This is a genomic window from Candidatus Xianfuyuplasma coldseepsis (assembly GCF_014023125.1).
Lineage (GTDB): Bacteria > Bacillota_I > Bacilli_A > Izemoplasmatales > Izemoplasmataceae > Xianfuyuplasma > Xianfuyuplasma coldseepsis.
Map to the genome: position 1 here is coordinate 720034 of NZ_CP048914.1, position 22897 is coordinate 742930.

Below are 22897 nucleotides of genomic sequence, written 5' to 3' on the forward strand. Positions count from 1 at the left end.
CTTCTTAATACTAAAAATCTGCACTTATATGTGAAAGAGAAATTATTTTGGTTAGCAACAAATCAATAGACTCCTCTTTATACTTTCTTTCTTTCGACCAGTCTCTAATCTTCTTTATGAGAATTTCAATATCGCTTTTATTATCAACAATAATATATTCAATATCTTTAATATCAAGTTTTAACTTGAAGGCACTTTTTAAGTCATCACGAATATCTTTGTTGAACAGGTTCATCTGTTCTTCCCAAATGAACAAACTTTTGCCTGTCGTATCTTCAAACACATTCTTATTCGGTACGAATCTCCATTCATTTTCTAGATAGTACCTAGTAACCTTATCATCTTTCCTGATTATCATTGGTTTTGAATAAGTTTTCATCAATCTTAGGTAGTTTAGAGCATTTGTTTGTAGATATAAAGAATCTCCATCTAGTACCTCTTTAGACATTTGATATTCTCTTGAATCTGTCACTTTTGCCACCAATAATCTCATCTCAGTGTATATAGGCATCTCTGAGCTATAATACCAAAGTGGGGTCAACCCATTATGCAAACCCCAAGATTGCTTCATTCCAATGGCAATTCCACCATATTTTGTTTTGTGTTCTTTTATGCTTGTTAATGGGATATCACAAAAGCATACCATTGGGAAGGTACTCGATCCTAGTTCATCTATTAATTCAGAATCAAATAATTCTTCCTCAAACCCAAATAAATCATCAATTTGTTCTTTATTATAGAAGGGTATAAATCCATGTTCTAAAATACTTATAATAGTGTCTATATCTCTTGTAAAATGAAACAATGAGTTAGTTTTATAAGCCATATTGTACCTCATTTTCACACACCAATTCAGTTTGTTCCATAATCAATTTCACTGATCGATCGTAGTTGTTTGGGTCTGTTGGATCATCTGGTGGATACTTGTATTTCTTAAGTAGCACTTTGATTTCGAATCTCATTTTAGCTCTAACTGAATCTCTAATGTTCCAGTCTACGGTAGTGCTTGCTTTAATTTTAACAGTTAGCTCTTTGGCAATATCTTTGAGGACATCAATACCCATTACCTCTTGAGCCTTGATGTTTGATGCAAGTGCTTGATAGAATGCATATTCATCTTCAGTGAGTCCAGATTCTTTACCAGCTTCAGCAGCTTTAGTAATATCTTTTGCTAAGGCTATCAATTCTTCAATGACTATAGTAGAATCAATAAGTCTCTTGTGATATTTAGCTAGGGAATCCTCTAACATTTCAGAGAACAATCTTGACTGAACCACTGTTTTGCGTGAAAATGCTCTGATCTTACCTTGGATAAGACGTTTGAGAAGTTCAACTGCAACATTCTTATGATCCATGTTCTTGAACTCTTCTAAGAACTCATCTGATAGGATAGAGATATCAGGTTTAGCTAAACCTATTTCAGACATAATATCTATAACCTTGTCAGATTTTAAGGACTTAGAAATCAATTGATTCAACTCTCTATCGAGTTGGTCTCTTGATTTCTTTTTATTGTTATCAGTAGTAAGTTTGATAATTCCCGCTCTTACAGACTTATAGAAACCTATCTCAACATTGTGCTTCTCTGCTGTTTCAGTAGTAGCACAAAGAGAGTAAGCTTTTGTGAGTTCTGAAGTTAGTTTGATATAATCTTCTTTTCTCTTAATCGATAAACCAACAATATAGTCTATTGTAGCCATAATGATTTTGAGTTTATCTGTCTGTCTACCTTTGAAATATAGAGAGTAGTCGAACCCATGAAGTAATTCTCGCACCAGTTCCAGTTTCTCCATCATAACAGAAACAGCTAGTTCTGTATCTACTCCAGTTTGTTCTCTATCACTATCTGTATATTGAGATAGAGCTTTTTTAAGACTTTCTGCAATACCTATATAGTCAACAATAAGTCCACCTTGTTTCTCTTTAAACACACGATTCACTCGTGCGATTGCTTGCATTAAGTTATGTCCTTGCATAGGTTTATCAACATACATGGTATGTAAACTTGGAACATCAAATCCTGTAAGCCACATATCACGTACTATTACGAGTTGTAGTTCATCGTCATTGTCTTTCATACGTCTAGATAATGTATCTCTAGTTTGTTTATTACCGATATGTGTTTGCCAATGCTCAGGATCTGAAGAACTACCTGTCATAACGACTTTTATTTTACCTTTCATCAACTCATCTGAAAGCCAATCAGGCCTTAGTGCAATAATTGCATCATGTAGTTCAACAGCAATTCTACGACTCATAGCTACGATCATACCTTTTCCAACTTCGGTTTCCATAGAAGCTTGACGTTTTTCAAAATGTTCTACAAGATCTTTAGCTACAACCTTAATTCTAGGTTCAGCTCCAACAATTGCTTCTAACCGTGCCCATTTACGTTTGAGACCTTCTTTTTGGACATCTTCTTGGTATTCGGTTATATCATCATAATTCTCATCTATAAGCTCGTATTCTTCAGTGAAGTCAATTCTCGCTATGCGGCTTTCGTAGTAGATTTTAACGGTTGTTCCATCTTCCACTGCACGGGTCATATCATAGACGTCAATATAGTCTCCAAAGACTGCTCTTGTGTTCTTGTCAGTAGTTTCTATTGGTGTACCAGTAAAACCAATATATGAGGCATTTGGAAGGCTGTCACGCATGTGTTTGGCATAGCCATACTTCTCATATGCCTCTTCTTTTGTTTTTACAACTTCAGCTTTAAAACCATACTGGCTTCGATGTGCCTCATCAGCCATAACAATAACGTTCTTACGTTCTGTTAAAGGTGTCACTAACCCTTCTTCGTTAGGAGCAAACTTATGTATAGTAGTAAAGATGATACCTCCTGAATCTCTACCATCTAATAGTTCTTTTAGATGGTCTCTTGATTCTGCTTGTTGTGGATAGGAACGTAATAAATCTTTTGACTTAGAGAACGTAGAGAACAATTGATCATCTAGATCATTTCGATCTGTTATTACAACAATAGTTGGATTTGATAGTTCTTGTGAGATTACCATCTTACCAGCATAGAAGACCATAGATAGTGATTTACCACTACCTTGTGTATGCCATATAACTCCAATACGTCTATCCCCATCTTCACTAGTAGCAGTATAAGTGCTTTCTAATGCAGTATTCACAGCATGGTACTGATGGTATCCAGCTAATATCTTATTGTAGTCATTGTTGTTCTCTTGGAACAAGATGAACTGTTTGATAATATCCATAAAGATATCTTTACGGAACATACCTTTTAGTAAGGTTTCTAGTTGAGGTAATACTTTAGGAGCAATATTAATACCATCTATTGTACGCCAAGACATATACCATTCTTCATTTGAAGTAATCGTACCAGCTTTAGCTACGTGTCCATCACTAATAACATTGAATGCGTTGTAGACAAATAAATTACTAATAGATTTTTGATAGTTCTTGATTTGTCTGTAAGCATGATGAACTGTCACCTTCTCATCCGAAGGTGTTTTAAGTTCGAAGACAACCAATGGTAAACCATTGACAAAAAGAACTATATCAGGACGTTTTTCAACTCTGTTCTCAACAACAGTGAATTGATTCACAGCAAGGAAGTCATTGTTCTCAATATTCTCAAAGTCAAAGAGTTGGATGTTTGGATATACTGTGCTTCCATCCTCTTCTTTATGTAGGACAGTAACTCCCTCATTAATCATCTTATGAAAGGCATGATTATTAGCAATCAAAGATACTTGTTTAGGAATGGTGATCTCTCTAATCGCATCTTCAATGACTTGTCTTGGAACTGTATCATTAATACGAAGAAGCGCTTCTCGTAAGCGCTCAATTAATATTACTTCTTCATATGAATCCCTTTCAGGATATTCCCCGTCAAATGAGATATTAGGACCAAACTCAATATTGTATCCTAATTCTTCTAGCCACTGTAAAGCAGCTTCCTCTACATCCGACTCATAAAATACTTTTACTCCCATTTCATCACCCCTCAATAGGTACTTCTATCTCTCCACTCATTAGTTTTGGTAATAGTGTATCTCTAGTTATGGTTAACACTTCATTCTCTTTACCATTCTGCTGTATTTGTTCATAAGTATCCAAATAAAAACTAGCTAGTCTGTCTATCCATTCTTTGTTTGGGATTACAATCTTGTATTCATTCAATATAAACTTCAAATCAAAATTCTTTATTCCAGTAGTCCCATTCTCATAATTGAAGAAAACATTATTGTTATACAAGTATTCAAAAGTAAGACTTATATAAGGTGATAAATTTATGTCTTTTGGCTCAATAGCTCTACAAAAATTAGTGCATATAACCTTATCATTATATCTATGTATAAATTCTTTTGATATCAAAGCTGTTCTACCAGTCGACTGTTTAGGACTTCCCCCCGATATCTCAACTACTATATCTCCAGCTTTCAATTTCTTCTTGAGAAAGTTCTTATTAAGTATATATCTGGTTGGGCATTTTCCTTTATCCCCAACTTTGATTGAGTTTATATCTGCACCTCTAATACACACAACTTCAGAAGTATAGTTACCAGTTATTGCTTCTTTACCCCAGTCACCTGCAATCGTTGTAGCTACAAGATCTCCTAGACTCCCGACTTCCCATCCTCTAGGAATTAATCCCAAGTCACTTTCTATCATTTCTCCACCACTAGATTTATATGGTTCTCCATCTTCATTAGGATACTCAAAATCAACAAACCATTGTTTATATAATGCTTGTGCCATTTCTTCAAGGTTCTTATTGATTTTGTTGTTAAGTTCTATTTTGTCATCAAGTGATGATAAGATGTTTGATATTGTTTTTTGTTCCGCTAAAGGTGGTAAAACAACATTAATATTTTTAATGTTTTTTATAGGTAATTTTGCTTGTACCGCCCCTACAGTTCCCATTCTAATTTCTTGAATACCATTGGGTGAGTTCAAGTAATAATAAAGAAATCTATAGTCAATTTTCTCAGAATGATTTGTTAATTTAACGCAATTTTCTGTCAAACTTGCATTATCCAATGTTTTACCTACTATACCCGTTAAACCTATAGTCCCAACTATGGATAATAGTACATCTTTATAATTAGTAATGTACCGTGAAATATTACTAAATGTCTCCTCAATAATATATTGAATCCCATCAAATTTCTCAAGTTTTGTAATATTATTCAAATCTCGCACACGAATATATGGATGTGTAGTTTTATAATCTACTAAAGAATGTCCTTTAGGTAATCTCTTCCCGCCCTTTATCTCAACTATTTCTTCTAATTTTACATTTCTCCAATCATCATAACTCATAACCTATTCCCCTTAAGTTCTCCTTGATTTTTTCCTCAAGAGATTTAGATTCTTCAAATAGGTCTGATAATTCTGAAGTAAGTCTATCCATTTTCTCTTCAAATGGAATACCATCATCTTCCTCTTCTTCAATACCTACATAACGTCCAGGAGTTAAAACATAGTCATGTAACTTAATTTCTTCAATTGTAGATGATTTGCAGAATCCATCAACATCTTCATAATTTTCTTCATTTTTCCAATTATGGTAAGTAGTGTAGATTTGTTCTATCTCTTCATCTTTTAATTCTCTATGTTTTCGCGTTTCCATATATCCCATTTTACGAGCATCTATAAATAATACTTTATCTTTTCTACCGTTCTTATTTTTGGAAACAAACCATAAGGATACAGGAATAGCCACATCATAGAATAGTTGTGAAGGCATAGCTACAATACAGTCTACTAATCCTTCTTCTAGGATTGATTTACGGATATCGTACTCCTCACTTCTTGATGTTGATAAAGAACCATTAGCTAAAACAAATCCAGCAGTACCTCTTGGACTTAATTTACTTATCATATGTGAAATCCATGCATAGTTCGCATTTGTTTTTGGTGGAACTCCCCATTTCCATCTAACATCATCTAATAAATGAGGTTGTCCCCAGTCTTTAATATTAAAAGGTGGATTGGCTAATATATAATCTACTTTCAATGTTTTATGTTGATCGTTAGTAAATGTATCTCCATCTCTTTCACCAAGATTTGCATCAAGTCCTCTGATTGCAAGATTCATTTTTGCTAGTCTCCATGTAGTAGCTACATATTCTTGTCCGTAAATTGAGATATCACCAAGTCTACCTTGATGTTCTTCAACAAACTTTGCAGATTGCACAAACATACCACCACTACCACAACAAGGGTCATATACTCTACCTTTATAAGGTTCAATCATATTTACTAATAATTTAACAATACTGGGTGGTGTATAAAACTCACCTTCCGTACTACCAAACTTCTTAAGGAAGTACTCATATACTCTACCTAACACATCTTTAGCTCTTGCTTCCTTACTTCCTACGTTAAAAGAGAATAGGTCTACCAACTCACCTAATCGTGTCTTATCTAGAGCTGGTCTTGCATAGTTCTTAGGTAAGACATTTTTTAATGGAACATTCTCACGCTCAATAAGGATCATTGCATTATCGATTACTTGTCCGATAGTAGGTTGTTTCGCTTGTGACTTAATATAATCCCATCTAGCTTCTTTCGGTACGAAGAATACATTCTCAGACTCGTATGCATCTCGATCTTCTTCCATACCAGGATAGACTTGCTTCACTTCGTTATATCGTTCTTCAAAGGAATCAGAGATGTACTTCAAAAAAACAAGCCCCAATATAACGTGTTTATATTCAGAGCTTTCAATATTACCCCTTAACTTATCTGCCATTTCCCACAGTTTATTCTCGAATCCTAAATTTACTTTTGCCATAATTAGTACCTTCCTCTCTATTTATATACTTCCCTTAAAGATTTTCCTTTGCTATTTACTATTTCATCCCATGCTTTTGTAGTTATGTACCCTAAAAAAATACATGCAGCTCTATTGGGTGATGAAAAAACCTCATCAGTTTGTAATTCGTAATAGTTTTGATCATACTCTTGAAGAACCCCTTTGTTTAGTAAATCTCTTCTTGAGCGTTCAATCCAATTACAGTCAGTCCATTTTTTAGTAATTATAGGTTCTCTTTTCATCAAGGAGCCTTTATGTACTATAACTTCATTATCTTTACCTTTGGTTTCTCCCGTACCTATATAACTTATAGTAGCAATTAACATACCTTTGTTATTTTTTAGATAAAAATCCACTTAACTCACCACCATCTTATTCAGGTTCTTTTCAATTAAAATTATATCAAAAAATGAACGTAAGTTAAATAGCTAGTATAAATGAATAATTGCAAGTCTGCAGAAACGTCATTGTTAAGCCATCTATCCATTAAATCCCTATCGAAACCTTCCGTATACCAAGATCAGACTGGATTACATATATACTATAGAGTCTGAAAGCTATCTCAAATACGGCATGGACAAACCTGATCCTGCCGCGTATAATGTGGTACACAAATGAAATAAACCACTAATTTTTGCCCTCTCAATTATACTGAGCATTAATTAGTGAATTAATTCTAATTTGTTGTTGAGTGCACTATAAAAGGATAAATGCACACCATAAAGGAGGGTATCTAAATGAGAATAGGATATATGAGAGTATCAACAGTCGCTCAAAACTTAGATACACAGAAAGCGGCTCTGGAATCATATGGAGTAGAAAGAATCTTTGAAGAGAAAGCGTCTGGAAGAAACATTGAAAGACCAGTCCTTAAGGAGTTGCTTAAGTTCATCAGATCAGGGGACACGCTTGTAATATATGATTTATCTAGACTGGGTAGGACAGTACATCAAGTTGTAAAATTATTAGATGACTTCATAAAAAGAAACATTGGTTTCGTATCGCTTAAGGAATCACTGGACATAACCACACCGATGGGTAAAGCAATGGCACACATAATTGCAGTGTTTAATCAAATGCAAGTGGATGTTCAAAATGAAAAGACTAGAGAAGGACTACTAATCGCAAAAGCAAATGGTAAAAAACTTGGGAGAAAAGCCATTACTCAAGATAAGATTCTAATGATACAAGCATTATGTAAAGAAGGGTATTCGAATCAAGAAGTTGCAGATAAATTAGGAGTCTCAAGAAGAACTGTAATTAACTACAAGAAGGGCTCTAAACAGATAAAAAACTAATGTTGAGGTGTAAACTATGGACGAAGATAAAAGAGCATTTCAGGCTAGTGAAAATCAGCTGCTATATAAAAAAACTTTAAGTTCAGACAACTTCATTATTGATCAAATAAAACAAGCATATCTATTAAGTCTTCCATATCTACCTATGGATTCCTTAGAAGAGTCTGAGAAGATCGCTTCATTGTTCGATTTATTGAAGAGGAACATGGCTTATAAGAAGGGGTTAATGGATCAGACTGTTAGTCTTATTACTGAGGATGCATTTAATGAATGGTTCAAAACTTAAAACAATGCTTAAAACTAAAAAAGATGGGCACTACTACATCCATCTTTCTTTTAGTTTGTGTGAAGCTGACAAAATATTAGCAACCTTTAGCATCAATGCCGATTTGATACTAATCAAATCTGCTGACAGTTTATTTAGTTTCTCAGTATCTGCTTCAGAGATACTGTTTTTATTTACTGAATCTTCCTCCAACCTTTTATGGTGTTCCACAAAATCATATGTTTTCATATCAAATAACACGCCTAACTCAGTAATTGTGAGGTCGCTAAAATCACTGTCAGGAATGTCTTTAATGAAAAAGGCTTGAACGGGATAATGGTAGAAATCTGCTAGCCTTTCCAAAATATCAAAAGGAATATTCCTATCACCTAATTCATATCTACTGTAGTTTTGTATCCTGATATCTAAGTGTTGAGCTATATCCTTTTGCCTGAATCCTTTTTGTTTCCTTAGTGTTCTAAGATTGTTGCATATGTTCATATAATCTCACCTCATCTAAATTATAACATCCTATCACCATTTTGGTGAATATTTCTTCAAACCTATACACCCCTGAATTGAAAAACTAATTTATTCACCGTTTTGGTGATTTTATTGGAAAGAGCACATGAAATGTCCTGTATTTAAACCGCATAATAAAGCCATCTTGTTAAAATGGGCTTTTTTGGCTCAAAAAAAACACACCTCTAGTATATACGTAGGTGTATAGTGCTTGACACATCCAACAATAAAAAATGAAGGAGTTGATAAAAGTGAAAATGAATCAAGCCCTAGATAATTTTTTAAAGCTGAAAGAGGCAACGTTTAAACCTGAAACTGTAAGATACTATAAAGGAAAGATACCTACGATTAAGAAGTTCATGGGTAATCTAGATGTTGAAGAAGTAACAGATGTTGACATTGCAGACTTTCTACTCAAACTCAAAGAAAGAAACCCGGAAATCTCCAAACGAACACAAAGGAAATACGTTGACATCATCATGAGTATAGTCAACAAAGGAAAAAAAGAAGCTGATAAACTTAAATTTACCAGACCAAAACCTGTTTTGAAAAAGATTAAAAAGGTATCAGATGAAAACATAGCTCTGATACTTAATTACTATGTATCAAATCTTAGCTATGCAAATAATCACAAGTACTACTTGTTAATCAATCTTCTTCTTGATACAGGTGTCCGCATTAATGAACTAGTAAACATTAAGATGAAGAACATCAATCTATCTATGAATAGCATCCATCTAGATGTGACCAAGACAGATTCAGATCGAACTGTGTATTTTAGTGATAGGACAAGACAAATACTTCTAAGCTACATTAACAAACACATTGATGGTCACGAATATCTCTTCTACAGCCAGGATGGTAAGGGTCATATTCATAGAGACTCTGTATACAAATCTATAGCGAGATTGCAAAAAAGACTAAACATAAAACAATCAATAAGTCCACATAAGTTTCGTCATGCTTTTGCAACAAAGCTTCTTAGAAAAACAGGTGACATCGAAGTGGTAAGACAATTGCTTGGGCATAAGCATCTTGAAACCACACAAATATATCTAGACTATGAAGACGAGTACTTGAAGAAGGTCTACGATAAAGCAATGAATAACAATGGTATGTATAATGCCAAAAATCAAAATAAGGAGGATCAAGATTTGAGCAAAGCTAAAGTACTTCAAGATCATTATCAAGTGAAATGTGATGTGTGTAACACAGACATAAACACTCCAAAAGATGACATACAGATATATTGTCCAAAATGTGGATCAGTTATCACAGTGTTACACGATAAAGACAATCATGCTTATGCAATTGAAACCGGAGTTCTTGTTGCATCTTCATTTCTCCCTGGAGAACCTAAGAAATATGTTATACACAAAGATGGTAATCGAGGTAACAATAACGTTGCAAATCTACAATGGAGCGATCACCCCGACTATCCAAGCCAAGATAAACAAATCAACTAGGTAATACATAAAAATGGTATGTACTAGCGGTCATTTCAAGACTAGAGCAAATAAAAAAGCAAACCTAATGGCTTGCCTAAGCTCTTAAGTGGCAGGGGTGACAGGATTTGAACCCGTACTAACGGTTTTGGAGACCGCTGTGCTACCATTGACACCACACCCCTAAGATGGTGGGAGGGGACGGATTTGAACCGCCGAACCCGAGGGAACAGAGTTACAGTCTGTCGCGTTTAACCACTTCGCTACCCGCCCACTAATCTGGCTCTATTTCTAGAGCGCTATTATATTATAGCAAAGTGATATTATAAAATCAATGGTTTTGTGTATAGAAAAAAGACTGGATAAAATCCAGCCTCTTGTTCGCTTGACAATTATGTGTGTAATCCGTCTTTATTGTGAGAAAACTTAATGGATTAAATAGATAACACGACTATCCCTTACGATAGTTTCCTTGAAATCCGCTTGTGTTACAAATAGAACCATATGATGTGTACGTTATGAAGTTATGACCTAACGGAACCACCTTATAATGCAAACGAATGTAGAAGAGAAAACGTTATATAGAACTGAATAATCCCCTTGATTATTTCAGAACTACAGTATGGATTATATCATGTTTAAAATGAAAATACAAAAAAAGCAAAGCGGAGAGCAATCTCCGCTTTGTTACTTGATTGTATAGCCTTTTTGTTCAATCGCTTCTCGTGCAACTGCGACCGATCTTCCATCTAAATCAAAGTTGACAATCTTGGTATCAAGATCAATGATAATGTTGGAAAACCCTTTTTCTGATAAGGCTTTTTCAATCGTCATCTTGCAATGATTGCAAGTCATATCAGGTACTTCTAGTTTTGCCATATCGGTTGTACCTCCTTTTTCAGATTTGAATTCTGGTAATTTATATGCTTTTAAGCGTAATGCGTTTAAGACAACAGTAATACTACTGAAGGCCATTGCTGCTGCTGCGACAACCATACTAAGGCGTCCGGTTGCAGCAAGTGGAATCGCTACAAGGTTGTAACTAAATGCCCAACCAAAGTTTTGATAAATGTTTTTTAGTGTTGCTTTGGACATATCAATCGCTTTAATAACAAGACCGAGATCATAACTCATTAAGGTAACGTCACTACTATCAATTGCAACGTCGGTACCATGTCCCATGGCAATTCCAACATCAGCCAATTTTAAAGCTGGTGCATCATTGATTCCGTCACCAACAAAGGCTACAACATGTCCTTCTGCTTGAATGCTCTCTATGATTTTTGCTTTTTCGTGTGGTAGGACTTCACTATGGACATGCTCAATGCCAAGTTCTTTGGCGATTTGATTGGCAACCACATGGTTATCACCTGTAATCATATAAGGTATTAATCCTCGTGCTTTCATTTCGGTGATGACTTGTTTTGACGTATCTTTGATTTCATCACGAACAGCATACATTGCTTCTACTTTATTATCAACAATCACAAAGTTTACTGTTTTTGCCTGATTGATTAATGTTGTATGCTCATCCGCAAAAGGATTCGTGAGAGATAAATCATGGAGTAATTTATGGGATCCAACGACAATGTCTTTCCCATCAACAACACCTTTAATCCCTTTTCCTTCAATCGTTTCAAATTGTTTGACAGGTAAGGATTTGATATTGTGATCCTTCATATAATCCAGCACTGCACCACTAATTGGGTGATTACTGTCTTTTTCTAAGGAGTATAGAAGTTGTAATACGTCTTCATTTCCCACATAATCCGTAACACTCGGTTTCCCAACGGTTAGGGTTCCGGTTTTATCAAAGGCAATCGCTTCGATTTTGTTCGCGAGTTCAAAGAATTCGCCACCTTTATATAAAATATGATGTTGCGCAGCTTTACCATTTCCAACAAGAATACTTGTAGGTGTCGCTAACCCAAGAGCACACGGACAACTAATAACGAGGATTGCTATGGTCCGTTCAAAGGCAATACTGAAATCATACCCTAAGAAAGCAAAATGAATAATGAAGTTCAATAATGCAATGGATACAACAATCGGAACGAAGTATGATGCGATTTTGTCCGCTGATCGCTGAATCGGTGGTTTTTCTGCACTGGCTTCTTCTACGTGCTGAATGATTTGTGCCAACATCGTATCACTACCAATTTTTGTTGCTTCAATAATGATTCGTTGACGTTGATTAATGGTTGCACCAATGACCTTGGATCCCGCCTCTTTCTTAACTGGGATACTTTCTCCAGTAATCATCGATTCATCGATATAAGTCGTTCCTTCAACAACTTTTCCGTCTACAGGAATTTTCTCATTGGCTAAGACAACCAGGTGATCTCCTAAGAAGACCTCATCGATGTCAACCATCTGTTCCTTGCCGTCTTTTAGAACACGGGCTTCTTTTGCTCCTAAGTTCATCAGTTCGACTAATGCATCTGTCGTCCGTTCTTTGGCAATATGTTCAATGTAATTCCCGATTAATACCATCGTTATAATTAAGGCACTAATTTCAAAGTAATAGGTTGGGTGCATAACAGGATTTTGAAGTTGTTCAATCAGTAAATAGATACTGTATAAGTACGCACTGGTGGTTCCCATAACAACCAAGATATCCATACCAAGTACTTTTTTCTTAATACTGTGGTAGGCTGCTAAATAGAACCGTTTCCCAATATAGAACTGAACGATCCCAGCAACAACTAATTGGAAGATCCCATCTTTTAATAGTTCTGGTACCCAGATAAAGGATGTAAATGACAAGTGACTAAACATCGCCCAGAGCAATGGAATACTGAAGAATACGGAGATGTAGATTTCCTTCCGCATTTTCATTCGTAGTTTTTTGGCATCATCGAGGTTTTCTTCAATGACGGGTTCATACCCGATTTCTTCGACGATTTTAGCGATATCAATTAATGTATAGGTTTCTTCATCGTAGGTAAAAATAACTTTCCCCGCACCGACATTAACATTGGCGCTAATTCCTTCATAGTGCTCAAATGTGTTGGTAATCGTTTTGGCACACATCGCGCATGTCATCCCATTGACTTTCATGCTTTTCTTAATCATCTGTTAACTCGCCTCGTTTCGATATGTACGACAAACATAGATGTTGTCATCTTTTACATCTTCATGATGTAGAAATTCTTCATAATCTTGCTGTAATAATGGCTCTGCAAAGCGTAAATCTTTAATATGGTTAATCAAGTGCTCGTTTTCTTTGAATGTATCGGTTATGAAATAAAACCCACGTTGTTTATCACGCCTCACATCAACGATGTTGGCGTCTTTTAAACTACTTAGATTCTTTGATATGTTCACTTGTCGGATGTTTGTGATCTCTTCGAGTTCACAGACACATAGTTCATTCTCCAACAGCAAACTAACCAGTCGTAGTTTGGTATTATTACTGATACTCTTTAAATAGGTTAGACTCTTCATCTAATCACCTCGCATGTTCATATTACCACATCGTTATATTCCATTGAAGGAATATACGTTATTTTCTAAATAACAAGCCCCTGAAACATGTTTCTTGACAAATAAGTTGTTTGTTTGTATACTAACTTTCGTATTACATAATGACTTTTGTAATCACCTATTGTATACTACAATTGTCAACCCATATATTGGAGGTACGTATGAACGTATTAACGACCTATAAAGAGATTGAAATAACATTGCAGAAAGACTTTGTGATGGTGATTGCGAAATCCCATACTTGTACCGCTTGTCAAAGCATTTTAAATATGTTAGAACACAATGTGAAAAACTTGGATCAAATTGAGATTTATAACGTCTTTATTGATGATATGGATCAATTCCGAGGGGATCACTTGATTTTTAGTGTACCAACCGTCTTAATATTTAGTGAAGGTAAAGAATTATTACGAGAATCACGCTATATTAACTATAGTAAAATAGAACGCTTAATCGATTTATATCGCAATTAAAAAGGATGCTCAGCATCCTTTTTTGTTTACCATAAATAATGAACAGGGTCTTTGATATACTTGTTATAAATATCTTCGACTGCTTTCATTTGCTTTTTTGTTAATGGTGGCAGCTCTGCAGCTTCGGCATTGGAGATAATATGTTCGGCTTTACTAGCGCCAGGAATGACGGTGCTAACCGCATCAAACATTAAAATCCAACGCAATGCAATTTGAGCTAAGTTTTGATTTGGGAATACTTTTTTAAGCTCTTCAACTGCTTCCAATCCTAATTCGTAATCCACACCACTAAAGGTTTCGCCCTTATCAAATGCTTCCCCGTTACGATTAAATGTACGGTGATCCCCAGGACTGAAGGTTGTTTTTTTGGTGTATTTACCGGTTAAAAGTCCACTAGCAAGAGGAACCCGAACAATAATGGCTACATCGTTCTTCTTCGCTTGTTCAAATAGTAGTTCTAATGGACGTAAACGGAACATATTAAAGATGACTTCAATTGCTGCTACACCTTCATATTCCATCGCTTTTAAGCCTTCTTCGACTTTTTCGATACTGACACCATAATGCGTTATTTTACCTTCTTCTTTTAACGTATCTAGAAGTTTAAATACATCGGGATTATAATACACATCGGTTGGTGGACAGTGCAATAGAACCATATCGAGTGATTCAACATCTAAGCGTTTACGACTATCATCAATAAAATAACGAATGTTTTCTTCGTTGTATCCCTCAGCAACATGGGGATTAAGTCGTCGCCCGGTCTTTGTGATCACAAATGGCTTTTCATCTAAGGTCTTGATGTATTGCCCAATCGCTTCCTCACTCGCTCCGCCTTGATATACATCCGCCGTATCATAGCAGTTTATATCTTGTGCCGTAGCCCCTTCTAATGTTTCTTGTGCTACTTTGGCATCAAATGGATCTCCCCATTTGGAACCAAGTTGCCATGTTCCAAGAGAAATTTCTGATACCATTACATCGGTTTTACCAAATCGTCTTTTCTTCATAAAAATCCTCCTTCTATTCACTTACTATTATACAACATCCCCACGGAAAAACACATTTATAACAAATATATTATTAGAATCAAAGATTTATACGGTATACTGTATATGAGGTGATCATCATGAAAATAGCCATCATCGCACATGATAAGAAAAAAGACGAAATGATAACATTCTGTAAACGACATAAGGATATTCTTGCTCGACATCAATTGTTTGCCACAGGTACCACCGGACATCGTGTTATGGAAGAAACTGGACTGATAATCCATTGTTTTAAATCCGGTCCACTTGGTGGAGACCAAGAAATTGGGGCTCGTGTTGCCAATGGAGATATTGATTTAATCCTGTTTTTCCGCGATCCATTAACCGCTCAACCACATGAACCGGATGTTTCCGCATTATTCCGCTTAAGCGATGTATACAAAATTCCGCTCGCTAGTAATATCAATACCGCAGAAATGTTCTTTAAAACATTAAAATAACGCTCAAGTGAGCGTTATTTTTTTAGTTGATATCTAATTTTTGAACCTTCCAGACGGATAGTCCTAAGAAGCCGAGTGTAAACAATACCGTTACGATAATATTCCAAACAAACACACCGGTTTCATTCACCTCGTATAAAACTCCTACAATACTGTTAACGAGCATTCCAGGTAGTACTTCAAAGACAGGAACGTCCCCAAATATGGTAAATATACTTATCAGTATGTATACTCCAAACGTTAATGAAATAGCTGGTAAATAGTTCTTGGTGATGGTGGCAAAGAACATTGCAATTGCCGAGATAAAGGCTAGATAAAGCAGATATAACGACATCATCGCAAGTCCCTTGGCAAAGAAGATTTCATCAAATAAGAAGTACGTGTAATATGTGAATAATAAATATCCAATAAAGGTGGATATGGTAATCATAATCATAAATGCCAGATACTTACTGAGTACGTATTTTGTACGATTAATTGGTTTACTGAAAATTAACGCAGCAAGACCTTTGGATTTATCACGAATGAAGATGCTTACCGAGACAAATAATACAACGAAGAAGATGGTTTCGAATAAATCAGAGATGTACTGTTCATAGGCGGTATATACCGTTGGTGTACCAAAATCAATCTGGATATCGGTACCGCCAGTTAACGCTTCTAAAATTTCTCCAATGTATTTTGCGGTAAGTGGTGACAAAATGGAAAAGAGAACAAATACAGCGGCAAAAACGGTTAATTTATGGGTTTTGATCAGATAGAAGAAATCGTATTTAAGTAGTTTTTTCATTGGTTACCTTGATGAACACGTCTTCTAGTGTCGCATTAACACGTTTAAACTCTTGTATTGTAAACCCATTATCAACCAATACTTTTAAAACGTCTTGTGCGGTTTGTGCTCCATTTGTTTCACATATAATTCCATTCTTATGTTTTTCAATGGTATTTTGAATACTCTGTTGTTCTAGAAATTCAAACACAGTAGTCGAATCTTCCTTGGTCGTAATTAGCATTTGATTTTGATAGTAGTTCTTTTGAATGTTTTCAATGGAATCTTCTAATAAAAGCGTTCCATTATCGATTAAGCCAATATGATCACAAACTTTTTCAACGTCTTCAAGGATGTGTGTTGAATAGAAGATGGTTTTCGTACCTTTTAGCTTAAGGATGATATTCATGACATCTTTACGACCGATCGGGTCCAATGCACTGGTAGGTTCATCCATAATGATAATTTCCGGATCATGAACCAACGCTTGAGCGATTGCTAAACGTTGTTTCATTCCACGGGAGTACGCGCCAATCCGCTTCTTGTGATCATGTAAATCGACAAACTGTAATACTTCTTGAACTTTTTGCGGAATGGCTTCTCTTGGAATATCAAACATATCACAAGTATATGTAATGTATTCTTTGGCATTCATATAATTGGGAAATACCGGTACGTCTGGTACAAATCCAATCGTTCGTTTGTAATGCTGATCATTAAAAACTACTTCTTTATCATTTATCTTTACGTTTCCTTCACTTTTATGAATCAACGATAAAAGAATGTTGATTGTCGTTGTTTTTCCAGCTCCATTACGCCCAATAAAACCATAGACGTCACCTTTTTTAACATGGATATCCACGTTGTCTAAAGCGCGTTTACGATCGTATTGTTTACATAGTTTTGTTGTCTCAATGGCGTACATTAGTCATCTCTCCCGATCAGGAAGTAGATGATCCAACCAAAGTAACTTACCAATCCAACAATTAAAATCCAGACAATTTTGTTGTTTCCTTTTACTTGCCGTTCTTGTTTGACGATGTCGATAATCGCAAAGATACGAAAACCGATGTCGATTAAGACAATCGGTATCAGTAACGGCAGTAATTCTTGAAGTTGTTCTAGCATCAAGAATCCTCCTTTATGATGTTATATTCCGTCGCGTATATTACGTTCTTCACGGTGTCCACTATAACCGGATACACCGCTGATTAAATACATTATAGCTGTTACTTGATTAAATAGGACATTGATTCCACCCCAAATAGCTTGATAAAGGTAGACTTTTTTTGCAGATTCTTCATCATATTTACCTTGTAGTAATTTGACGAATAGAACGAGATTCACAAGAAAAACAACTCCCATGACAATTGCTAATACAAATAAAATATCACCAAGCCATGCGAACAATTCAACGACTTCATTGAAGTCTTGTTGTGTTAAATCCATCGTTTCTGCACTGATCCCAGGAAAGGAATCAAAATTCATCATAACCCACGCACCAAACAAGGTGCTTGGAGCTCCGATACCTTCAAATATTAACCCAATAATTGTTAATATTCGTGGTGTTTTATCCATCTGATGCATCATAATACCTAGTCTAATTTAACAGCTGTCCCGTAGGCGATGATTTCCGCAGCTCCACCCATGACTGCACTGGTTTGGAGACGGAATCCAACAACAGCATCTGCACCCATTTCGTCCGCTTCTCGTAGTAGTCGTTCTGTCGCAATCTTACGTGCATCATTCATCATTTCCGTATAGGATTGGATTTCACCACCAATGAGACTTTTCAATCCCGCCAAAATATCCTTTCCAACATTCTTTGTTTGGACGGTAGATCCTTTAACATATCCCAGTACTTCCGTGATATTACGTCCTGGATACTCGTTAATGGTGATTAATTCTTTTCTTGTAATCATGAAATAAATCTCCTCTCTGGTTTCTTACCAAACACTTTCTACCATTATTATAACCTCATAATTAATTAAAATCAACTATTTATTATTTTTAATTATTTTTTTGTATATAGTTTTGATTTCAACACTATTTTTATGAATTTGTAGCGTTTAAAACTCCATTGGTTTATACTATTATTACATGGAGGTGGTACTCTTGCCTACATTCTTTACTCGTATCCCATTAGATGGGGAAAAGGAGTTTTATCTTGGGTCTCCCCCTCATATTATAGCACTTGTTGTCGCACTTATACTACTAGTAATTGTCTACATCTATTTACCTAGACTTCAACGATACAAACACGAACGATCTATTCGTTATGGAATCGTTGGTTTCTTACTACTAACATCTATTATCAAACAATCGTTCCTGTTTTTTAGTGATGTACCCTGGTATCAACATCTACCTGAAGCCACATGTGGCTACGCGATTATCACAAGTTCGATCATGTTACTCACAAAGAATAGGACATTATTCGTGATTACATTCTTCTGGGGATGGGGTGCATTCTTAGCTTTATTTGCTCCAAACCTATTAGAAACATGGAATCGATTGTATTTCTATCAGTTTTATCTACGGCATATGATGATTGTTATTGCTGGACTGTATATGATTCGTGTACATAAGTTTTCAGTCTACAAACGTGATTATCAAACGTATATTACAATTACATTAAGTTTAGCCATTATTGGATACATTGTATCAACCCTTATCAATCATCCCAATCAGTTTAATATGATGTATATGGTTCAACCACCCGTAGAAAATATCATCTTGTATAGCATCTACGATGTGCATCCTCTTCTTTATACATCCTTCTGGGTTAGTGTTGCGTTTCTCTTTGGATATCTCTATGGATTACCATTTTATCAAACAAGTTCAAAACACGATGTAGTTGCATAATAGCAATAATCAAAAACCTACTGGTGATAGAATATAAGTAGACAATAAAGGAGGATCCTATGAGCCAATTTTTAATACCATACGTCATGTTTGAAGACACAATGAAAGCTGTTGAATACTATAATAGTATATTTGGTGGAGAAGTACGTTATACAATGATGGGTAAAGATATGCCCAATTGTCCGGAAGAGGATTTAGACAAAGTTATGCATCTGGAGTATGTATTTAATGACACTGTCTTTTACTTTGGTGATTTGCCACTTGAGGATCAAGGACGTATTCAGCTACATCTTAACTTCAGATACGAAGATGCTGAATTTATGGAGGAAGCGTTTAACAAGATGAAAAAGCAAGGAACTGTAATCCAAGAATTAAAAGAAGAGTTTTGGGGTGCCGTATACGGTAATATCAAAGATCCATTTGGTGTTACTTGGCAATTTCATCGACCCGCACAAAAACGCTAAACAAAAAGGAATGACAACTGTCATTCCTTTTTGTTTAATTACGCTTTTTTTGTTGGTTTTGGTTCGGGTGCTGGTTTCGATGCTGGTTTGGGTTCTGTCTTTGGTGTTTCCTTGACAGTTGGTTCATCGGTTTTGTCTGCAAGTTTATGTGCAGCAACACCACCGAGTGCTCCACTTAATAAACCACCTAAATCAATACCTAATGTTTCTTTTACACCTTCTAAGATGTTGGTTCCAGTTTTCATGATGTCTTTTGATAGCTTCGCAGCATTTCCTTCCCCATACATAACAATCTTATCTGTTTGAGCAAGTGGTGCAGCAGCTGCTTCAACAATTTTAGGTAATACATCGGAATCAAGAACAAGTCCAAGGATAGCGGCTTCTTCCATTTTCTTCATAGCGAGTGCTTTCTTTTCAATGGCAGCAGCTTCGGCAAGACCGACTGCTTCGATCCCTTTTGCACGGGCTAAAGCTGCTTCGCGTTCCGCATCAGCGACTACTTTGATCGCAGCCGCACGGTTGGTTTCTTCAGCTAATTCTGCTTCCGCATCTTTTGTTCGAGTAAATAAATCTGCTTGTGCTTTTTGTTCCGCAGCGTATTTATCCGCATCCGCTTGTTTCTTAATGCTCGCTTCTAAGAACCGTTCTTGAACGCGTACTTCACGTTCTTTTAACTCAATTTCTTTTTCTTTGCGAGCGATTAATGCGTTTTGTTCGGCAACGTTGATTTTAAGTTGTTCTTCTTGTTGACGAATCGAATACGCAGCATCTGCAGTAGCTTGTTCCGTTTGTGCTTTGCGCTTCAAGGCTGCTTTTTTAAGGTCTAACTCCGTATTTTGTTCAGCGATTAATAATTCGGCTTTAATACGAGCTTGATTGGCAACTTCTTTAGCTTCTGATGTTTTGACTTCAACATCTCGCTGCGCTTCTGCTTTCGCAATGCTTGCATCTTTACGGATTTGTTCTACATTGTCAACCCCAAGATCTTGAATTACACCGTTATTATCAGTAAAGTTTTGAATGGTGATGTTGATGATTTCAAGACCCATTTTTTCCATGTCTTGCATCGCTGTAGTGCGTACTTCGTCGGCGAATTTATCACGGTTTTGAACCAGTTCGGTTAATTTCATCTGACCGATGATTTCCCGCATGTTCCCTTCCAAGATTTCCTCGGCGATTTTCTTTACTTGATCGCGTCCCATCATGAGGAAAATCTCTGCAGCACGTTTGATATCACCTACATCATGTCGTACTTTGATGTTGGCAACACCGTCAACAAAGATGTCAATGAACTCGTTTGTTGGTACAGCTGATGTTGTTTTGATATCCACTTGGATAATATCTAGTGGAATCACATCTACTCGAGATATGAACGGCATCCGCCAAGTGGCTTTCCCTGTTACGACGCGAGAAGTTTTTTGTGGGCTTGTGATGATGTATGCTTGGTTTGGTCGTGCTTTCACGTATCCTAATGCGAAGATAACCAATCCAATCCCAAGAATCACAACACCAGCGGTAACCCATACTCCTGTTGCTAATAATGCCATATGTAGTTCTCCTTTCAAATTTGTAGTTCATACTGCATAAAAAAAGCCCATAGAAAGGGCTTTATCCCTTACAATATGTCAAGCATATTATACCATGATAAATACCATTGTGACAAAATTATTTTTGCAAATGAAAAAACATCTAAATAAAGCGCTTAATTGGCAAATTAAAAAGGACTTATTTGTCCTTTTATTGGTTTAATTTAAAGAGCTCTTCTACAGCAAAATGCAACTTCGTTACCGCAAACGATTGATCGATTGGATACAAATAGAACGTATCATTGATATTCGAGAAACTAAACCCGTCTCCTTTGCCAAAATAATCAAACTCCAAATGGAGGCTGTAGTTGGCTGAAACTGGTTTTTGAATGTCCAAATCACCATGGTCCCAGTGGCCGGTTAAGTGGAACCCATCGGCATTATGTGTAATATGACCCTTACCCAATCGATAAAAACCAGTACTGTTGGGAAGAATATCGACTTGAACATCCATATCAACGTGATATTCATCTCGTAAAATCTCCTCGCGTACTTGTGATCGAATCCACTCATACCAATCCGGTATATGAGAAAAAGTCGTGTTTCCTGATGTGTTATGAAGTACTCCATATTCATCCATGTTATGAACTTCACCGCAAGCCTCACAAATGAGTTGGTTCGCTTTACTTGTCATTTTAAACTCGGTTTTACAGGAGGGGCATTGATATAATATTTTATGCAGTCCCTTGGCACGGTTGGGGTATGTAATCCGTATTTTATGATCACGTTGATACTGATAATCATCATATTGGAAATGTGTGCGAATCCGTTGATTAATCTCATCCACGCTTAAGGTTTGAATCTCGTCTTTGGTAATAATCTGCGTAATGTCAGATGTTGTATGAAGTTTTCGTTTGTTAAGGTTCCAAACCGGTTGACGCAAATGGTGTCCGTGGGATATTAAGGTAACAACAGGATGGCCTAACTTTTTACATAATTTCCCAAGGCTATCGGGTAAAATTGCCGTTGTCCCTACGAGTGAATACCGTGCTTCGGCATAGATTTGACAAATCGATCGGTTGACATTAAGACTATGTTTGATTTGGCGAAACATGGTTGAATCCGTGACAAACTTACGCTTTCCAAAACACCCCACATTCCGCAATAATTCTTCGCGATTGATAAAACCATCAATGGCGACAATGTAATTTGAACGATGGGGAAAAACCGCTTTTGTAGCGACTTTGAAATCCAAAAAACTATTGTGATTACAAAGTAATACGTAGGGTGGTTTGAGACCCTTCATATTGATTTTTGTTACTTTGGCTCTTGTAGCAATGGTTTCTGGAAAACTTAACATCCATGCAACAATCTGCAGATACCACTTCGCTTTTCGAGGAGGTTCTAATAAATCAAACCGGGGCATTGCATTCATTTCATCTACTGTCGTATACACAACATCACTAATTTTCATATGAATACCTCATAACCTCTCCATC

The 22897-nt window shown here is 36.1% G+C and carries 23 protein-coding genes and 2 tRNA genes; 7 read left to right on the plus strand and 18 right to left on the minus strand.

The annotated features are described in order from the left end of the window. Positions 1 to 10: 10 nt before the first annotated feature. Genes G4Z02_RS03385 through G4Z02_RS03405 form a run of 5 tightly spaced genes read right to left on the minus strand, consistent with a single transcriptional unit; the run spans position 11 to position 7152 of the window. Complete coding sequence (locus tag G4Z02_RS03385) at positions 11 to 826, minus strand: abortive infection system antitoxin AbiGi family protein (RefSeq protein ID WP_258878458.1); 816 nt, start codon at positions 824 to 826, stop codon at positions 11 to 13. Beyond that, on the minus strand, positions 816 to 3968 hold the full coding sequence (locus tag G4Z02_RS03390) for a type I restriction endonuclease subunit R (RefSeq protein WP_258878459.1): 3153 nt from the start codon (positions 3966 to 3968) through the stop codon (positions 816 to 818). Before G4Z02_RS03390 ends, G4Z02_RS03385 begins: the two co-directional genes overlap by 11 nt. A gap of 4 nt (positions 3969 to 3972) precedes the next feature. After that, positions 3973 to 5298 (minus strand): restriction endonuclease subunit S, encoded by a 1326-nt coding sequence (locus G4Z02_RS03395; RefSeq protein WP_258878460.1) that lies wholly within the window; start codon positions 5296 to 5298, stop codon positions 3973 to 3975. Beyond that, on the minus strand, positions 5288 to 6775 hold the full coding sequence (locus G4Z02_RS03400) for a class I SAM-dependent DNA methyltransferase (protein WP_258878461.1): 1488 nt from the start codon (positions 6773 to 6775) through the stop codon (positions 5288 to 5290). Before G4Z02_RS03400 ends, G4Z02_RS03395 begins: the two co-directional genes overlap by 11 nt. Positions 6776 to 6792: 17 nt before the next feature. Beyond that, the gene (locus tag G4Z02_RS03405) at positions 6793 to 7152 is read right to left on the minus strand and encodes a hypothetical protein (protein ID WP_258878462.1); all 360 of its coding nucleotides are present in this window, start codon (positions 7150 to 7152) and stop codon (positions 6793 to 6795) included. A 381-nt stretch (positions 7153 to 7533) separates the two neighbouring features. On the opposite strand from G4Z02_RS03405, the gene G4Z02_RS03410 reads away from it, so the two are divergent. Together G4Z02_RS03410 and G4Z02_RS03415 are read left to right on the plus strand one after the other, a co-directional pair. After that, the gene (locus G4Z02_RS03410) at positions 7534 to 8094 is read left to right on the plus strand and encodes a recombinase family protein (RefSeq protein ID WP_258878463.1); all 561 of its coding nucleotides are present in this window, start codon (positions 7534 to 7536) and stop codon (positions 8092 to 8094) included. 16 nt (positions 8095 to 8110) lie between these two features. Next, on the plus strand, positions 8111 to 8380 hold the full coding sequence (locus tag G4Z02_RS03415) for a hypothetical protein (protein WP_258878464.1): 270 nt from the start codon (positions 8111 to 8113) through the stop codon (positions 8378 to 8380). A 33-nt stretch (positions 8381 to 8413) separates the two neighbouring features. On the opposite strand, the gene G4Z02_RS03420 is transcribed toward G4Z02_RS03415, so the two are convergent. Continuing rightward, positions 8414 to 8860, minus strand: coding sequence for a helix-turn-helix domain-containing protein (locus G4Z02_RS03420; protein WP_258878465.1), 447 nt, complete (start codon positions 8858 to 8860; stop codon positions 8414 to 8416). Between the two features lie 278 nt (positions 8861 to 9138). Here G4Z02_RS03420 and G4Z02_RS03425 point away from each other — a divergent pair, with 278 nt between their 5' ends. Then, positions 9139 to 10347 (plus strand): tyrosine-type recombinase/integrase, encoded by a 1209-nt coding sequence (locus tag G4Z02_RS03425; protein WP_258878700.1) that lies wholly within the window; start codon positions 9139 to 9141, stop codon positions 10345 to 10347. A gap of 89 nt (positions 10348 to 10436) precedes the next feature. Here G4Z02_RS03425 and G4Z02_RS03430 read toward each other — a convergent pair. The 4 genes from G4Z02_RS03430 to G4Z02_RS03445 form a co-directional block, all read right to left on the minus strand. Beyond that, positions 10437 to 10511 (minus strand) — tRNA-Trp (locus tag G4Z02_RS03430). Positions 10512 to 10515: 4 nt separating this feature from the next. Beyond that, positions 10516 to 10599 (minus strand) — tRNA-Tyr (locus tag G4Z02_RS03435). 414 nt (positions 10600 to 11013) lie between these two features. Beyond that, complete coding sequence (locus G4Z02_RS03440; protein ID WP_258878466.1) at positions 11014 to 13401, minus strand: heavy metal translocating P-type ATPase; 2388 nt, start codon at positions 13399 to 13401, stop codon at positions 11014 to 11016. Positions 13402 to 13404: 3 nt separating this feature from the next. Then, positions 13405 to 13773, minus strand: coding sequence for an ArsR/SmtB family transcription factor (locus G4Z02_RS03445; protein ID WP_258878467.1), 369 nt, complete (start codon positions 13771 to 13773; stop codon positions 13405 to 13407). A 200-nt stretch (positions 13774 to 13973) separates the two neighbouring features. Between G4Z02_RS03445 and G4Z02_RS03450 the strand changes: the two genes are divergently transcribed. Further along, positions 13974 to 14285 (plus strand): thioredoxin family protein, encoded by a 312-nt coding sequence (locus G4Z02_RS03450; RefSeq protein WP_258878468.1) that lies wholly within the window; start codon positions 13974 to 13976, stop codon positions 14283 to 14285. Between the two features lie 26 nt (positions 14286 to 14311). Here the strand turns inward: G4Z02_RS03450 and G4Z02_RS03455 are convergent, their stop codons facing one another. Then, on the minus strand, positions 14312 to 15295 hold the full coding sequence (locus G4Z02_RS03455; protein ID WP_258878469.1) for an aldo/keto reductase: 984 nt from the start codon (positions 15293 to 15295) through the stop codon (positions 14312 to 14314). A 119-nt stretch (positions 15296 to 15414) separates the two neighbouring features. Between G4Z02_RS03455 and mgsA the strand changes: the two genes are divergently transcribed. Further along, the gene (gene mgsA / locus G4Z02_RS03460) at positions 15415 to 15777 is read left to right on the plus strand and encodes a methylglyoxal synthase (RefSeq protein WP_258878470.1); all 363 of its coding nucleotides are present in this window, start codon (positions 15415 to 15417) and stop codon (positions 15775 to 15777) included. A gap of 22 nt (positions 15778 to 15799) precedes the next feature. Here mgsA and G4Z02_RS03465 read toward each other — a convergent pair whose 3' ends face one another. From G4Z02_RS03465 to G4Z02_RS03485, 5 genes are read right to left on the minus strand one after another with little or no spacing between them, the layout of a single operon-like run. Next, a complete protein-coding gene (locus G4Z02_RS03465; RefSeq protein ID WP_258878471.1) occupies positions 15800 to 16567 on the minus strand; it encodes an ABC transporter permease in 768 nt (255 codons plus the stop codon). Further along, on the minus strand, positions 16551 to 17471 hold the full coding sequence (locus tag G4Z02_RS03470; RefSeq protein ID WP_258878472.1) for an ABC transporter ATP-binding protein: 921 nt from the start codon (positions 17469 to 17471) through the stop codon (positions 16551 to 16553). Before G4Z02_RS03470 ends, G4Z02_RS03465 begins: the two co-directional genes overlap by 17 nt. Then, on the minus strand, positions 17471 to 17674 hold the full coding sequence (locus G4Z02_RS03475; protein WP_258878473.1) for a PLD nuclease N-terminal domain-containing protein: 204 nt from the start codon (positions 17672 to 17674) through the stop codon (positions 17471 to 17473). The genes G4Z02_RS03470 and G4Z02_RS03475 overlap by 1 nt, the downstream gene beginning before the upstream one ends. Before the next feature lie 21 nt (positions 17675 to 17695). Next, entirely contained in the window at positions 17696 to 18133 is a 438-nt protein-coding gene (locus tag G4Z02_RS03480) for a hypothetical protein (protein ID WP_258878474.1), read from the minus strand. An 8-nt stretch (positions 18134 to 18141) separates the two neighbouring features. Then, complete coding sequence (locus tag G4Z02_RS03485) at positions 18142 to 18468, minus strand: YbjQ family protein (protein WP_258878475.1); 327 nt, start codon at positions 18466 to 18468, stop codon at positions 18142 to 18144. A gap of 193 nt (positions 18469 to 18661) precedes the next feature. Between G4Z02_RS03485 and G4Z02_RS03490 the strand changes: the two genes are divergently transcribed. Beyond that, positions 18662 to 19408: a TMEM164-related integral membrane acyltransferase gene (locus G4Z02_RS03490; RefSeq protein ID WP_258878476.1), complete on the plus strand. Its 747-nt coding sequence runs from the start codon at positions 18662 to 18664 to the stop codon at positions 19406 to 19408. 59 nt (positions 19409 to 19467) lie between these two features. Further along, on the plus strand, positions 19468 to 19872 hold the full coding sequence (locus G4Z02_RS03495) for a VOC family protein (RefSeq protein ID WP_258878477.1): 405 nt from the start codon (positions 19468 to 19470) through the stop codon (positions 19870 to 19872). Between the two features lie 38 nt (positions 19873 to 19910). On the opposite strand, the gene G4Z02_RS03500 is transcribed toward G4Z02_RS03495, so the two are convergent. Both G4Z02_RS03500 and G4Z02_RS03505 read right to left on the minus strand, forming a co-directional pair. Next, positions 19911 to 21419 carry a flotillin family protein gene (locus tag G4Z02_RS03500; RefSeq protein WP_258878478.1) on the minus strand — a complete coding sequence of 503 codons (1509 nt, stop codon included), beginning with the start codon at positions 21417 to 21419 and terminating at the stop codon, positions 19911 to 19913. A 190-nt stretch (positions 21420 to 21609) separates the two neighbouring features. Continuing rightward, complete coding sequence (locus tag G4Z02_RS03505; protein ID WP_258878479.1) at positions 21610 to 22872, minus strand: lysophospholipid acyltransferase family protein; 1263 nt, start codon at positions 22870 to 22872, stop codon at positions 21610 to 21612. Between the last annotated feature and the right edge of the window lie 25 nt (positions 22873 to 22897).

Bases quoted from the DNA above. Each gene is read 5' to 3' on its own strand.
- G4Z02_RS03385 (WP_258878458.1), bottom strand. From the start codon at position 826: ATGGCTTATAAAACTAACTCATTGTTTCATTTTACAAGAGATATAGAC.
- G4Z02_RS03390 (WP_258878459.1), bottom strand. From the start codon at position 3,968: ATGGGAGTAAAAGTATTTTATGAGTCGGATGTAGAGGAAGCTGCTTTA.
- G4Z02_RS03395 (WP_258878460.1), bottom strand. From the start codon at position 5,298: ATGAGTTATGATGATTGGAGAAATGTAAAATTAGAAGAAATAGTTGAG.
- G4Z02_RS03400 (WP_258878461.1), bottom strand. From the start codon at position 6,775: ATGGCAAAAGTAAATTTAGGATTCGAGAATAAACTGTGGGAAATGGCA.
- G4Z02_RS03410 (WP_258878463.1), top strand. From the start codon at position 7,534: ATGAGAATAGGATATATGAGAGTATCAACAGTCGCTCAAAACTTAGAT.
- G4Z02_RS03415 (WP_258878464.1), top strand. From the start codon at position 8,111: ATGGACGAAGATAAAAGAGCATTTCAGGCTAGTGAAAATCAGCTGCTA.
- G4Z02_RS03420 (WP_258878465.1), bottom strand. From the start codon at position 8,860: ATGAACATATGCAACAATCTTAGAACACTAAGGAAACAAAAAGGATTC.
- G4Z02_RS03425 (WP_258878700.1), top strand. From the start codon at position 9,139: ATGAATCAAGCCCTAGATAATTTTTTAAAGCTGAAAGAGGCAACGTTT.
- G4Z02_RS03440 (WP_258878466.1), bottom strand. From the start codon at position 13,401: ATGATTAAGAAAAGCATGAAAGTCAATGGGATGACATGCGCGATGTGT.
- G4Z02_RS03445 (WP_258878467.1), bottom strand. From the start codon at position 13,773: ATGAAGAGTCTAACCTATTTAAAGAGTATCAGTAATAATACCAAACTA.
- G4Z02_RS03450 (WP_258878468.1), top strand. From the start codon at position 13,974: ATGAACGTATTAACGACCTATAAAGAGATTGAAATAACATTGCAGAAA.
- G4Z02_RS03455 (WP_258878469.1), bottom strand. From the start codon at position 15,295: ATGAAGAAAAGACGATTTGGTAAAACCGATGTAATGGTATCAGAAATT.
- mgsA (WP_258878470.1), top strand. From the start codon at position 15,415: ATGAAAATAGCCATCATCGCACATGATAAGAAAAAAGACGAAATGATA.
- G4Z02_RS03465 (WP_258878471.1), bottom strand. From the start codon at position 16,567: ATGAAAAAACTACTTAAATACGATTTCTTCTATCTGATCAAAACCCAT.
- G4Z02_RS03470 (WP_258878472.1), bottom strand. From the start codon at position 17,471: ATGTACGCCATTGAGACAACAAAACTATGTAAACAATACGATCGTAAA.
- G4Z02_RS03475 (WP_258878473.1), bottom strand. From the start codon at position 17,674: ATGCTAGAACAACTTCAAGAATTACTGCCGTTACTGATACCGATTGTC.
- G4Z02_RS03480 (WP_258878474.1), bottom strand. From the start codon at position 18,133: ATGCATCAGATGGATAAAACACCACGAATATTAACAATTATTGGGTTA.
- G4Z02_RS03485 (WP_258878475.1), bottom strand. From the start codon at position 18,468: ATGATTACAAGAAAAGAATTAATCACCATTAACGAGTATCCAGGACGT.
- G4Z02_RS03495 (WP_258878477.1), top strand. From the start codon at position 19,468: ATGAGCCAATTTTTAATACCATACGTCATGTTTGAAGACACAATGAAA.
- G4Z02_RS03500 (WP_258878478.1), bottom strand. From the start codon at position 21,419: ATGGCATTATTAGCAACAGGAGTATGGGTTACCGCTGGTGTTGTGATT.
- G4Z02_RS03505 (WP_258878479.1), bottom strand. From the start codon at position 22,872: ATGAAAATTAGTGATGTTGTGTATACGACAGTAGATGAAATGAATGCA.